The sequence below is a fragment of the Aestuariibacter salexigens DSM 15300 genome (assembly GCF_000429145.1).
GTDB lineage: Bacteria > Pseudomonadota > Gammaproteobacteria > Enterobacterales > Alteromonadaceae > Aestuariibacter > Aestuariibacter salexigens.
Genome location: NZ_AUBH01000006.1, coordinates 155,500 through 168,511, shown reverse-complemented (window position 1 = coordinate 168,511; position 13,012 = coordinate 155,500). Strand labels below are relative to the sequence as shown.

The following is a 13,012-nucleotide window of genomic DNA, read 5'->3' as shown; positions in this document are numbered from 1 at the left end:
GGCGAGAACACGTGCGATTCCAACCTTGTGTTAACTATGTTGTAGCAGCTTATCTGGCCATCGCACCATTGCAGTCATTCGCTGACGTGAAGGATTTACAAGCTGCTTCGCAGGCTTTATGCGATAAGCTGCGGGAGTGTACGCTGCAAAATATGCAGCAGGCTGAAAATATCACGCCAGAGATACGCCAGATGGCGGAGGCAATGGTGAGTGGTATGTGCGCGCAATTTGTTACGGCCGAGCAGATTAAGCCATATCCTGACCTTGTAGAGCCCGCCACCGCATGCCTTCAATCCGCGGCGGCATTATCCTGTTCGGACTTTGAACAAAATCCGCAAACACCGGCGTGTCAGGCATTTGAGCAGAAAGCGGCAAAGTATGGTGTGGTGAATTAGATGCCCGCCTTCGCGGGCAAGACAAGATTTTCGCGGGCATGACACCCTCATCCCGTCTTGCCCGCAACGCTTTTGAGTGGGTATCTTGTTTCGGTCACGCCAATCAGGCAGGAACCCCTCACCACATCAATGTGTAACTCACGTAATACACATTTACACCATGGTTAATATCGGCCAGATTAGCGTTGGAATAATGACTCAGTGTGGCCGCTAAACGATGGCGTCCAGCTTGCAATCCGAGTTCGAATTTATCTTCGAACTGGGAGTGAGAGCCGAGCAGTCTGTCCATCCACTGATCATCATCGATGAACATAATGCCTATGCCCAAACCGGCATACAGGCTGATTTCACTCAATTCTAAATGCCAGCGAAACATCGGCACTATTGATACACCGCTGACATGCTTATCCCGCCATGGATCATTCCAATGATGTGCACTGAACTCTGCATCTAGATCGATCCGGTGGGAGGTTGCTACACGCCAGGATATTAACTGAGGTGAAATATAGGACAATCTGTAGGCATCAGGGGTCATTTCACGATCGCCAAGCAGCGTCCAGCGCGATGAGCCTTCTCCCCATGCCAGTGCAACGCCATGACTATAAGGTTGCGCATATCCCTGCAGTGGTAATAAAAAACAAAGAATGCCCAGCAGTCGTATCAAACCTGTTCCCATTTTTTGAGATTGAGAAATTCACGCCGGGTTTTCGGGCCATAGGTGCGAAAGTGCGGACTGTGTTGATGCTGCTGTTTCATTTGTGCCACTTTATCGTGTTGCATAAACCGTAGCACTTCATCAGCACTGATGGCGTAGGGCTTGGTTGCATTCAAACCAAAAATCTTGCGGCGTAGTTCATCGGTCATTTCACGGTAAGCATATTTTTCCTGAAACTGTTCGCTTATTTGAAATACACGGAAAGCCTGCATTTGATCCTGTGGAGAGCCATACCATATGCTGTCAGTTCCCCACAGCACATTATCTTCGCCTATGTATTTAACTAACTTGCCAATTAAATGCGCTGCTTGCTCAGGATGACGCATAACAAAGCGCCAGGTTGAGCCTAGCTCTGCATACACGTTGCTGTTCGGTGCAACATCGTTATCCAACATAGACTGAACAAGAGAATCTATGCCAGCTTTCCCCGCGCCCTCTGCAAATTCGGTTTCCTCAATCTGTGGGTCAAAACCGCTGTGATAGATGATGAAGTTGACATCTGGATAGCGTTTGGCAACACGACCAATATCAGTACAAAGGCTGTGCTCGTATGAGCGAGGTCCAAAGGGTATACCTTTATGTATACAGATGTTTTTCACTCCCAGTGCGCGTGCTTTTTCGATAAACGCCAGACCAACGTCATCATCAAGATAAAATCCCTTACCTTCAGGTCCCCACTGGGTGTAGGTTTTCCAGGCGCTGACGTGCCACTTTTCTGCCAGCTCATCCATACCCTGTAAATCGCCATCCTGATTCGGGTTCACCCTACCATGTAGTAGCAGACGATGATCACCTTCCATACTGTCTATAATGTGGCGAGTGGCATCTGCTTCCTCAATCGTCAGTGGCTCAGCCTCGCGACGGGAAGGGACAAAAGACAGCACCATCATACTGGTGTCACTATCTACAAAAACATCCTTAACGAACTGTTCTGGTCCAAGACAATTTAAGTAGCTTCTGTCGCCAGGCATATCCGCCAAATCACAGCTCGCATTAGGAAGACCAGCAAAGGGAGTGGCGGAGGCGGGTAGGCCGTTAAGCCAGCGTCCGTTGGGGTCAACAAAGTGACCCTGAATGTCAAAGATAAATTCATCACCATGTAAACGAGACGCAGCCTCTGGCTCACTGGCTGCGTCTGCTGCCAGTGAGAAAAAGCCGCCACTGATATTGTGTGTCGCATTGACTTGATTAGCGGTAAGTAAGGTGGTGGCAACGGCACAGCTGCTATAGAGAAATGTGCGTCGGTCCATGCCCAAGCGGCGACTTTGCCTCTGCATTGCCTCACGTGCCATGTCATTAATCATATTCTCCCGCGGTGATAGCTCAGGAGGAATGAATTCACCGTTTGATGTACTGTCAAATTTGACTGGCAAAACATCATCTGTGGGATGAAGTGCAGAGCGGGAGCTGGCCATACTGGATTCCCTGTAAAGGCTGGATGAATTCAGTATAGTCAAAAAATAAAAAACGCAGCTGATGCTGCGCTTTTTACTAAAAAAAGGGTTATGCGATCCTGTTTACTGCACTATGAGCGAGGGCAATTAGCGCGTGCTTGTAATCACTGTCGGGGATACAAGACAATGATGCAACTGCGTCTTCTACCGCACGTAGTGCGAGTTTACGTGTGTAATCTAACGCACCCGTCTCATGCATGGCGGCGACAATAGCGTCGAAATGCTGCGTACCGTCAGCATGTTCAATGGCATGCCTGATCATGTCGCGCTGCGTGTCATTGCCATGCCACATGGCATAGAGAAGCGGTAGGGTCGGTTTTCCTTCTGCCAAATCGTCACCAACGTTTTTACCCATCTCTTCAGCGTCGGCAGCGTAGTCCAACACATCATCGATAAGCTGGAACGCCGTACCCAGAAAACGGCCATATTCAGCCATTGCATTTTCAATATGCTCTGGTTTGTCAGTCAGCACGGCAGCAAGCTGTGTAGCGGCTTCGAACAGTCTTGCCGTTTTACTGTAAATGACCTGCATGTAGCGCGCCTCTGTGGTGTCCGGATCGTTGCAGTTCATTAACTGCATCACTTCACCTTCGGCAATAACATTGGTTGCGTCTGACAGGATCTCCATCACACGCATTCGCTTCAGACTCACCATCATCTGAAAAGATCGGGTATATAAAAAGTCTCCGACTAGCACACTGGCCTGGTTACCAAACACTGCGTTGGCCGTCTCTCTGCCTCTGCGCATGGTTGACTCATCAACCACATCATCATGCAGTAGGGTCGCGGTATGTATAAATTCAACGATGGCGGCCAGAGTATGATGATCGGTCGAGTTTATACCCAATGCCCGTGCTGCAATCACACTTAACATTGGACGAAGACGCTTCCCGCCACTGTTGACGATGTAAAAGCCTAGTTGGTTAATGAGGCTGACATCAGACTCGACCTGCTGTTGGATGAGCTGATTGACAGCGCGCATGTCTTGTTCCGCTAATTCGCGAATGGTTTGCATATCCATGTAAGTGGAATACACCTTTATTTTACTACTTAACATTTATGGCTCGTAGTTTAACTGAAAGCGCATCGTGATGTCCTGTTTGACGTCATTTACAAATGTGAATACTGTCTGCCTGTGATTCGGTTCACAAAGCACTTTAAGCTGCTTATCTATGCTGCTGTAAAAATACACAAATTTATGTGTTTTGGGGCTTGCGGCTCGCAGGGGCTTCGCGTACAATTCGCGCCCTGTTTTTGAATTGTCGCGCATGATGCGCAGAGCGGAGTTAACTATGTACGCGGTTTTCCAAAGTGGTGGCAAGCAACACCGTGTGGCTGAAGGCCAAACCGTTCGTCTCGAGAAGATTGAAGTCGCCCCAGGTGACACTGTTGAGTTCGATAACGTATTAATGGTCAGCAATGGTGACGATGTAAAAATCGGCACACCTTTCGTTGCTGGTGGTAAAATCACTGCAGAGGTTGTGACACACGGCCGTGGTGAGAAAGTGAAAATTGTAAAGTTCCGTCGTCGTAAGCATTCACGCTCACAGATGGGACATCGTCAGTGGTTCACAGAAGTGAAAATCACTGGTATCAGCGCTTAAGAGGAGTACGAACACATGGCACACAAAAAGGCCGGTGGTAGCACCAAAAACGGTCGCGACTCAGAAAGCAAACGCCTTGGTGTAAAGCGTTTCGGTGGTGAGTCTGTATTAGCAGGTAACATCATTGTTCGTCAGCGCGGTACTCGTTTCCACGCGGGCGACAACGTGGGTTGTGGTAAGGACCACACGCTGTTTGCTTTGTCTGACGGCAAAGTACAGTTTGAAGTGAAAGGTCCTCAAAACCGTAAGTATGTGAGCATCGTTGCAGAGTAAATCTGTCACGGTCTGACATTCAGATTACGCAAAAGCCCCGCTCATGCGGGGCTTTTTTGTTAAACTCTAATAAGTGCAACTGTTCGCAACAGCGTTAAGAGAGTCCAATGAAATTCGTTGATGAAGCCGAAATCAGGGTCGAGGCCGGTGATGGCGGCAATGGAACAATCAGTTTTCGACGTGAAAAGTATGTCGCAAAGGGCGGCCCCGATGGCGGGGACGGTGGAGACGGCGGTAGTGTTTATCTTGTTGCTGACGAGAACCTGAATACCCTGATTGATTTCCGTTTTGAACGTTTTCATCGCGCTGAGCGTGGCCAGAATGGCCAAAGCAGTAACTGTACGGGACGCGCTGGCAACGACCTTGAACTTCGCGTGCCAGTAGGTACTCGAGCGACTGACGCTGAAACTGAAGAAGTGCTGGGTGATTTGACCAAGCATGAACAACGCCTCAAAGTCGCTCAAGGCGGGTTTCATGGTCTCGGAAACACGCGATTTAAAAGCTCAACTAACCGCGCCCCGCGTAAAAAGACCAATGGCTCTCCAGGTGAAATTCGTAATCTCAAACTAGAATTGTTGCTGCTCGCCGATGTAGGTCTGCTTGGACTGCCAAATGCCGGCAAATCTACATTTATTCGTTCAGTTTCTGCGGCTAAACCCAAAGTGGCCGATTACCCCTTTACCACGTTGGTACCAAACCTTGGGGTGGTCAGACAGGATGCGCAGCGTAGTTTTGTGATCGCTGACATTCCCGGGCTGATTGAAGGCGCTGCCGATGGAGCAGGGTTGGGTATTCGCTTTCTCAAGCACCTTGAACGCTGCCGGATCCTGTTGCATTTAGTTGATCTATATCCATCCGATGGTTCTGATCCGGTTGAAAATGCGAAAGCCATTATCAATGAACTGGAAAAATATAGCCCCAAACTTGCACAGAAGCCGCGCTGGTTAGTGTTCAACAAAATTGATCTGCTGCTGGATGAAGAAGTCGATGAAATTGCTCAGCGTGTCATCGATGAACTTGAATGGCAGGGAGAAACCATGCGTATTTCTGCTTTTCAAAAGCTTGGTACAGACGAGCTGTGCCAGCGCGTGATGAGCTTTATCGAAACGCTTCCTGCTGAGCAACACGATGACGCTGAGCGAGATGTCGAGTTTAACTGGGACACCAATCAGGACGACACTTCGTCGGAGTATGACGACGATGATGATTGGGACGACGATGACGATGATTACGATGTGGAAGTGATCTACCAGCGATAGGCAAAGTCGATGATTATTTCAATGATTGCTGCCATGGCAGACAACCGGGTGATTGGCAAAGATAACGCAATGCCATGGCATCTGCCCGCAGATCTCAAGCATTTTAAACAGATCACGCTTGGTAAGCCGGTGGTGATGGGGCGTAAAACCTATGAATCCATAGGTAAGGCGCTGCCAGGCCGATTAAACATCGTGATCACTCGCGATACAGACTATGTCCTCGAGGATGCTGTGGTAGTGAATACGCCAGATGAAGCCGTCAAAGCAGCCGGAGATGTGGAAGAGCTAATGGTCATTGGCGGCGGTGCCATCTACACATATTTTCTGCCTCTGTGTGAGAGACTCTATCTGACGCATATTGACCTGGCAGTAGACGGTGATACCCAATTCCCTGACTACGAAAGCCAAGGCAACTGGCAACTGACTGATGAATCAGAGCATGTTGCCGATGAGCGTAATCCTTACGACTATCGATTCATCACGTTAGCGCGAGTACGTTAGTTCATTGTTTACTGCTGTTGCCGATATAACGCGGCAACATAGATATACCCATATATTGCACTAAACATAATGCTCGGTGCGACTGTCAGCCACAGGTTAGGTGTCTGGTTGATAAGGTTCACGCATACCACTAACGCGCTTTGTACCAACAGCGCGGGTAAGGGAGAAAGCAACACTGCGGGAAGCCTCAACCCTCTGAAAAGCGTTGCCGATGCATCCAGAGCCTCATTAAAACTGCGCCTTATGGCCAGATTCTGTGGGGTGGTTGAATGGAATGCACACATCACCGGAACGATAAAGGCTAAAGAAAGGCAAGTGCCATGCGAGCGCGTGTACACCCATTCAACCAGTGACGTAAATACCAGCGTCACCACTGCGCTGTAGCTTCCCTGCACCAATGCACTCCTGAGCAGTACATAAATATCATCAGTGGCCAGCATATTTGCCCAGTAAGCCCAGCCTGCATAAAACATAAATGCCGCCGCTGACGTGGTAATAAGTCGAACATTAATATGCATTGACAAGCCTTAGAATGAGGTTGAGTTACTGAGTATAGTAGGATGCTGCCAGCGTTGTATTAACGCTTATGTTAAACCCGTCTCCAGTTGATAGAGTTAGTCACCTAAAGATAACTCCCCGCCTGTCACCACCGCGAAGGCGGTGGTCTGTTTAAGACAAGCAACAGACGTTCGATACGACCTTAATTAGGGCTTAATGAAGGTTCCCTTTTATTGTATCGAAGACATTAAATTGAATGTTTGATACGCTATTCAACTCTATATAAGACTTCAGGGCTCTAGCTTCAGGACTAAGGGGCAACACAGCACCATGGGTGATGAAAACAAGAATGAGCAAGTCGAATTGCTTAGGAAAATCAATTCGAGATTACAGGCGATTACTGGAGCTCTTGTCGCTATAATTTTACTCCAAATATTCAAATTTTGAGTATTCACATGGGTCTTCGAGCGCCACAAACTTCTATCTTACAGCTCCGCAATGTGAGTTAATGTTTCTGGGTGAGATTGCACCAGTTTAAGTAATGTAATCGCTTGGCCATTGGGCGCACTGCGGCCTTGCTCCCAATTCTCTAAAGTGCGTACAGATGTATGCAAATATTTGGCGAAAACACCTCGCGACATATTAAATTTTTCTCGTATAGATAAAATCTCATCCGGCGAAATATCTAGCTCACTAACTGTTCTGACTTCGTGAGTCTTAAGGGTTAATTTACCCTCGCTATGAGCTTTTGTTTCATTAAGGGCTGTTGTAAGTTCTGAAAACAAGTTACGTTTGCTCATTTTTCCAAACCTCCATAAAGTCTTTCAACTGCTTCTTTTGTTCTGTCGTCAGGTCTTCCATCTCATTCTTCGCGTAAATGGTTAGTAGATAAAACCTATGGGCAATACTAAAGTGATAGTAAATCACTCTTGCGCCGCCCTGTTTGCCTTTACCTTTTATCCCAATTCGCACTTTTCTGAGTCCACCAGTCCCTTTGACGACATCTCCTTTCAAGGGATTTTCTAGCAATTCCTGCTGAAATTCTCGAAACTCATCATCGGTTAGATAGTCACCGCGGTGGCTCGCAAAAATGCTGGACTCAACGAATATCGCTTTCATAAGAGCGAAGTGTACGCACTCTGCGTATAGTAAGCAAATTTTAAACTTGGAGGATTATTAAAAAGTTGGAGAAACTATTGAGAGGCAGCTGTTAGCCCCTTTCTTGCCACTGAGCACTACCAAAAACCGACTGTCTGTATCACGTACCAAGGAGATCCTGATATTCATCAGGATGACAGACTTATAGCCATACAATTGAGACGGCTGCCTCCACATGCGGGACTCTCAGTTTGTGTTAAAAAACAGTCCGCCGCCGCGGCAGAGATGGACTGGACATGGCGCATAACCATGTTATGTAGTCCACGACGTTACTTTTTTCTGTAACACATAAAATGACTCTTCTAAGTCAAGCACTTCGAAGCCGTGATTAATGTAAAAGTTGAAGGCGCTTCTGTTTATCTTAAATACTCTCAATTGGATTGGCTTTGTCACTGATTTTTCGCTGAGCAGCTTCAGAGCGGAAGCACCAAGCCCTTTGTTTCTGAACGTCGTATCAAGAATAAACATTATGACGTACGTAAATTCGATGTGGTCTTGGGTTTGAATGAAACCAGCTGGCCGACCCTCAGTGTGTATTATCAGATTGGTACTATCTAGCCAGCGTTTCTCAAAATCTTGTTCTTGCCATGTTGTATCCCAGCCCCAAATTTTATCTATATAGGGTCGCATGGCCTTTACATACAGACTCCAGAAATAGGCTTTGTCATTCGCTGTCGCGGATTGGAATTCTACGTCCATTGGTAAGGATACTCTCAGCCGCCCTAGCGACTCATGTTATCACCATCTACACATTTCGATACGAATACCGAGTTCGGGCAAGCGTACTTTCGTGACATACTGAACGTCAAACTGCACAAAAGATACATTCCGATAAACTCTAGAATATTGAATCAGCGATAAGGATGACCGTTATGAGGAGAAAAATACTGTTAGCTCTGCGGTTGTCATTGCTGGCGGTTGGTATCGGATCGCTGGCGTTTGTGCCCTGGACTTTTGTACTGGCGTGGCTGGCGCCCTTGCCTGATACCGTTCAACAACAGGTCAGTAAAGTACACAACTATGATCTGGACGGTATCATCGTCTATGTTGACCAGGCAGGTGTTGAACCGCAGCTCTATGCAGCGGGCTGGAAAAACAGAGAAAACCGTATTCCCGCTGATCCCGATGCGCTATTTAAGATTGGCAGTATCAGTAAACTGTATATCGCGGTGGCGGCTGCAAAGCTGATTGTTGAAGAAAAATTGTCGCTCGATACCACACTCGCTGAATTTTTTCCCGAATACGCTGAACGCATTCAGGGCTCAGCATCGATCACCCTGAGGATGATGATTGGCCACACCAGTGGCTTAACGAATTACACCGATCATCCGGACTATCCTTGGAGTGACCTGTATAAACATACCGATGAAGTGATGGAGCTCATTCTTGACCAACCCGCAAATTTTTTGCCGGGAACGGCATATGGTTACTCCAACACCAATTACTATTTTCTTGGCCGGATTCTAGATAACACACTTGGCTATAGTCATCACCGCTACATTCGCGAGCAAATCGTTGAAAAACTCGGCTTGCAAGATACCTATAGCTTACTGGATGAGGTGAATGCTGACGAACTGACCAGTGGTTATTTTGTTGGTTATGAGGCGGATCTGAAAATGAACAGTCACGTGCACGCTGGCGGGTCAATGATTGCCACGGCACGAGATGTTGGCGTGTTTATCAGAGCCCTGAACGATGGCTCGCTGTTAAGCCAAAAAGAGCAGGAGGTATATAACCATATTTATTCTCTTGGCCATACAGGTTCGCTGCCCGGCTATTCAAGTCAGGCGTGGTATCACGAAGATATTGATACCGTTGTTGTGCAGTTAGTCAATACAGGTGGCGGTATGACATGGAACCTGACGGAACTGATGTACAACCGGATTGTGGATATCATTCGTAAAAAAGCCCGCACGTAATGTCCCAAGCGCGGGCTTATACTGATATTGCCTTATTGTCAGGCGAATTTATTAAACAATGCTTCCAGGTTTAATCCCTGATGGCCCAGCATATCCCGAAGGCGACGCAGAGCTTCTACCTGTATTTGGCGGACCCGTTCGCGGGTCAGACCTATTTCAGCGCCAACATCTTCCAGCGTTGAAGGTTCATAACCCATAAGACCGAAACGTCTGGCAAGCACTTCTCGCTGCTTAGGGTTAAGCTCCTGTAACCAGCGCACAATGCTGGATTTGATGTCATTGTCTTGCAAGTCTTGCTCAGGGCCACAGCCTTTCTCGTCGGCAATGATATCCAGCAGGGCTTTGTCGTTGTCACTACCGATTGGTGTGTCGACTGAGCTGATACGTTCATTCAAACGCAACATCTTAGTCACATCCTCAACAGGACGATCTAACTCTGCGGCGATTTCTTCAGCCGTGGGTTCATGGTCAAGTCTCTGTGACAGCTCTCTGGCAGTGCGCAGATAGACATTGAGCTCTTTAACTACGTGAATTGGCAGACGAATGGTGCGGGTCTGATTCATGATGGCACGTTCAATGGTTTGTCTGATCCACCATGTTGCATAGGTTGAAAAACGAAACCCTCTCTCAGGGTCGAATTTTTCTACCGCTCGAATCAATCCCAGGTTGCCCTCTTCAATTAAATCCAATAGTGCAAGACCACGATTGTTGTAACGTCGTGCAATTTTAACCACCAAACGCAGATTGCTGACGATCATGCGCTTACGAGAGGCTTCATCACCTTTTAGTGCACGTCGTGCAAAGTAAACTTCTTCTTCTGCAGTGAGGAGCGGGGAATAACCTATCTCTCCTAGGTAAAGCTGGGTAGCGTCGAGATTCTTGTGCAGATCTTCCTGGTTGGCAACGAGCTCTTCAAACTGTTCGTTCTCGCTTTCGATTTCTTCGAGCTCTTTTTCGATAACATCTTCACTGGCTTCTAGAACAGCGGTTTTTGATGTACCCATAACACATCTCCTTGAGATAATACTTTTTGGTTACAACTCCCCCTTTCTTGTTCTTTTTGTAATTTATTGTTGTTATCGTTTTGGCAAATAACGAAGCGGATCTACTGCCTTTCCTTTATAGCGCACTTCAAAGTGCAACTTAATTTGGTCAGTGCCACTGTTTCCCATTGCCGCAATCTGCTGTCCTGCATGCACCCACTGTTGCTCTTTAACCATGACCCTGTCGTTATGGGCATAGGCACTCAAGTACGACTCAGTGTGCTTGATAATGATCAGATTGCCATAGCCGCGCAGTGCATCTCCCGTATAAACCACTTTGCCATCAGCGGCTGCCAAAATCGGTGTGCCAAGCTGATTTGCAATGTCGAGGCCTTTATTCCCCTGCTCAGATCGTGAAAACTGCGAAACAATTTTCCCGCTAGCTGGCCACTGCCATGCACTTACGCGAACTGGAAAATCTTTAAATCCCGTACTAAATTTCTGGTTGTTAACAAGATTTTCACTTTCACCATACGCCTGCCTTGTTGGTGGGTCAACTTGCTTTTTCGCTTTTGATTTCGTGGTCCGACCAGTGTCTGTAACTTTAGTCGAAGTGATTTTATTGCTACTTGATGAAGTACTGTTTGAGGTTGGCGAGAGCAGCTTAAGGCTTTGACCTGGAAATATCTGATAAGGCGGAGCAATGTTATTCAGACGAGCAATATCGCGGTAGTCATTGCCGCTGAAATATGCGATCGCGAATAGGGTATCCCCTTTTTGCACCGTATATGAGTCGCCATCAAACGTATCGGCTTCATAATCCAGATATGTCTTGCCCTGATAGACTTCGACCACCGGTGCCGGCGAGCTGCGACTGGTGCAGCCGCCAAGTGTAACGGTAATCAGCACTAATATTGCCACACCAATCCATTGGCGTGCCACGTTGAGCACCTGAGACCTAGCGCAAAACAAAGTAGGCGATAATGGCAAGCGCCACAACCAGCCAGCCGATGTATTCAACATAGTCTCTAAGCTTCTGTTCCATTGACGGGCCACCCCACTTCATCAATCCGGCGACCAGATAAAAGCGCATTCCTCTACCTATTGCCGATGCAATTAAAAAAGGCAGAAAAGCCATATGCAAAAAGCCAGCGCTGATAGTAAATATCTTATAAGGAATGGGAGAGAATCCAGCGATAAACACGACCCAGACCCCATAGATGTCAAACCACTCGACCGCACGTTCAAGTTTTGCCTGATAACCCATACTCTCGACCCATGGTTGGATCAGTGTGTCAAACGCAAACCAACCTAACAGGTAACCGGCTATACCGCCCAATACGGATGCGACCGTAGTGATCAGTGCAAAACGCCAGGCTTTGTTGGGTTGGGCCAATGACATGGGGGCTAGCATCACGTCGGGAGGGATCGGGAAAAACATCGATTCTGAAAAGCTTAACCCAGCCAGATAGCTCGGTGCATGACGGTGTCTGGCCCATTTCAATGCCAAGTCATAGCAATACTGGAATATTTTCACTGCAGGTCTCCAGCCACTAACGGCACAAAACGCACGGCTTCAATATTCTGCTGGTCGAAACCGTCCTCATTGCGAGTAATGCACAGTAAAGCCTGATCGGTGTTGCCGACTGGAATAATCAATCGTCCGCCTTCTTTTAGCTGTTCACACAACGCTTGTGGAACATCACTGGCAGCAGCAGTCACAATAATCGCGTCATAAGGTCCCTTACTTGGCCAGCCCTGCCAACCGTCGCCATGTTTCATTGAGACATTGTGCAAATCGAGCTGGTTCATGCGCCGCTTAGCCTGAAACTGTAAGGCCTTGATCCGCTCGACGCTAAATACATGGTCGAATAACTGAGCCAGTATTGCCGTCTGGTAACCAGAGCCGGTGCCGATTTCTAACACGGATTTGGGAGAATTGGGACTATCCAGTAACAGCTCGGTCATTTTAGCCACAATATAGGGCTGAGAAATGGTTTGTCCCTGACCAATAGGCAGCGCGGTATTATGGTAGGCTTTGTGTTTCAGCGCGTCAGGCAGAAAATGTTCTCTCGGCGTACTGGCAATGGCCCGTAAAACCCGTTCGTTTTTGACGCCTTCCTGGTACAGCAACTGCGCCAGTGCTTCTCCTTTGCGCGATGGTCCTCTCATGTATGTTCTCTTGTGCGATGGTTGTTTTCGTTATTATTGTTTGCGTGCGGCTGGCCGTCCGCGACTAGCCGTCCGCGACTA

The 13,012-nt window shown here is 47.7% G+C and carries 17 protein-coding genes; 6 read left to right on the top strand and 11 right to left on the bottom strand.

Translation table 11 applies throughout. The features are described from left to right. Positions 1-11: 11 nt before the first annotated feature. Positions 12-395, top strand: a complete 384-nt coding sequence (locus G441_RS0111055; protein ID WP_026376411.1) for a hypothetical protein — start codon at positions 12-14, stop codon at positions 393-395. A 118-nt stretch (positions 396-513) separates the two neighbouring features. On the opposite strand, the gene G441_RS19325 is transcribed toward G441_RS0111055, so the two are convergent. The 3 genes from G441_RS19325 to ispB form a co-directional block, all read right to left on the bottom strand. Further along, positions 514-1,059: an acyloxyacyl hydrolase gene (locus tag G441_RS19325; RefSeq protein ID WP_169726077.1), complete on the bottom strand. Its 546-nt coding sequence runs from the start codon at positions 1,057-1,059 to the stop codon at positions 514-516. After that, the gene (locus G441_RS0111045) at positions 1,056-2,525 is read right to left on the bottom strand and encodes an amidohydrolase family protein (RefSeq protein ID WP_026376410.1); all 1,470 of its coding nucleotides are present in this window, start codon (positions 2,523-2,525) and stop codon (positions 1,056-1,058) included. Before G441_RS0111045 ends, G441_RS19325 begins: the two co-directional genes overlap by 4 nt. 88 nt (positions 2,526-2,613) lie before the next feature. Continuing rightward, the gene (gene ispB / locus G441_RS0111040; RefSeq protein ID WP_026376409.1) at positions 2,614-3,585 is read right to left on the bottom strand and encodes an octaprenyl diphosphate synthase; all 972 of its coding nucleotides are present in this window, start codon (positions 3,583-3,585) and stop codon (positions 2,614-2,616) included. Positions 3,586-3,856: 271 nt separating this feature from the next. Between ispB and rplU the strand changes: the two genes are divergently transcribed. The 4 genes from rplU to folA all read left to right on the top strand — a co-directional run bounded on the left by rplU (position 3,857) and on the right by folA (position 6,201). Beyond that, positions 3,857-4,168, top strand: a complete 312-nt coding sequence (gene rplU, locus G441_RS0111030) for a 50S ribosomal protein L21 (protein ID WP_026376407.1) — start codon at positions 3,857-3,859, stop codon at positions 4,166-4,168. Positions 4,169-4,183: 15 nt separating this feature from the next. Continuing rightward, positions 4,184-4,441, top strand: a complete 258-nt coding sequence (gene rpmA, locus G441_RS0111025) for a 50S ribosomal protein L27 (protein ID WP_026376406.1) — start codon at positions 4,184-4,186, stop codon at positions 4,439-4,441. 107 nt (positions 4,442-4,548) lie between these two features. Continuing rightward, a complete protein-coding gene (gene cgtA, locus G441_RS0111020) occupies positions 4,549-5,700 on the top strand; it encodes an Obg family GTPase CgtA (protein WP_026376405.1) in 1,152 nt (383 codons plus the stop codon). A gap of 9 nt (positions 5,701-5,709) precedes the next feature. Next, positions 5,710-6,201, top strand: a complete 492-nt coding sequence (gene folA / locus G441_RS0111015; RefSeq protein ID WP_026376404.1) for a type 3 dihydrofolate reductase — start codon at positions 5,710-5,712, stop codon at positions 6,199-6,201. An 8-nt stretch (positions 6,202-6,209) separates the two neighbouring features. Here the strand turns inward: folA and G441_RS0111010 are convergent, their stop codons facing one another. The 4 genes from G441_RS0111010 to G441_RS0110990 form a co-directional block, all read right to left on the bottom strand. Continuing rightward, entirely contained in the window at positions 6,210-6,719 is a 510-nt protein-coding gene (locus tag G441_RS0111010) for a hypothetical protein (RefSeq protein WP_026376403.1), read from the bottom strand. A 465-nt stretch (positions 6,720-7,184) separates the two neighbouring features. Next, entirely contained in the window at positions 7,185-7,499 is a 315-nt protein-coding gene (locus G441_RS0111000) for a helix-turn-helix domain-containing protein (RefSeq protein WP_026376402.1), read from the bottom strand. Continuing rightward, positions 7,486-7,818: a type II toxin-antitoxin system RelE/ParE family toxin gene (locus G441_RS0110995; RefSeq protein WP_026376401.1), complete on the bottom strand. Its 333-nt coding sequence runs from the start codon at positions 7,816-7,818 to the stop codon at positions 7,486-7,488. Before G441_RS0110995 ends, G441_RS0111000 begins: the two co-directional genes overlap by 14 nt. A gap of 291 nt (positions 7,819-8,109) precedes the next feature. Beyond that, on the bottom strand, positions 8,110-8,556 hold the full coding sequence (locus G441_RS0110990) for a GNAT family N-acetyltransferase (RefSeq protein WP_026376400.1): 447 nt from the start codon (positions 8,554-8,556) through the stop codon (positions 8,110-8,112). A gap of 173 nt (positions 8,557-8,729) precedes the next feature. On the opposite strand from G441_RS0110990, the gene G441_RS0110985 reads away from it, so the two are divergent. Further along, entirely contained in the window at positions 8,730-9,776 is a 1,047-nt protein-coding gene (locus G441_RS0110985; RefSeq protein ID WP_051275558.1) for a serine hydrolase domain-containing protein, read from the top strand. Positions 9,777-9,814: 38 nt separating this feature from the next. On the opposite strand, the gene rpoS is transcribed toward G441_RS0110985, so the two are convergent. The 4 genes from rpoS to G441_RS0110965 form a co-directional block, all read right to left on the bottom strand. After that, on the bottom strand, positions 9,815-10,780 hold the full coding sequence (gene rpoS, locus G441_RS0110980; RefSeq protein ID WP_026376398.1) for an RNA polymerase sigma factor RpoS: 966 nt from the start codon (positions 10,778-10,780) through the stop codon (positions 9,815-9,817). 72 nt (positions 10,781-10,852) lie between these two features. Continuing rightward, complete coding sequence (locus G441_RS0110975; protein ID WP_026376397.1) at positions 10,853-11,701, bottom strand: peptidoglycan DD-metalloendopeptidase family protein; 849 nt, start codon at positions 11,699-11,701, stop codon at positions 10,853-10,855. A 16-nt stretch (positions 11,702-11,717) separates the two neighbouring features. Then, positions 11,718-12,296: a YqaA family protein gene (locus G441_RS0110970; protein ID WP_026376396.1), complete on the bottom strand. Its 579-nt coding sequence runs from the start codon at positions 12,294-12,296 to the stop codon at positions 11,718-11,720. Next, on the bottom strand, positions 12,293-12,931 hold the full coding sequence (locus tag G441_RS0110965) for a protein-L-isoaspartate(D-aspartate) O-methyltransferase (RefSeq protein ID WP_026376395.1): 639 nt from the start codon (positions 12,929-12,931) through the stop codon (positions 12,293-12,295). Before G441_RS0110965 ends, G441_RS0110970 begins: the two co-directional genes overlap by 4 nt. Between the last annotated feature and the right edge of the window lie 81 nt (positions 12,932-13,012).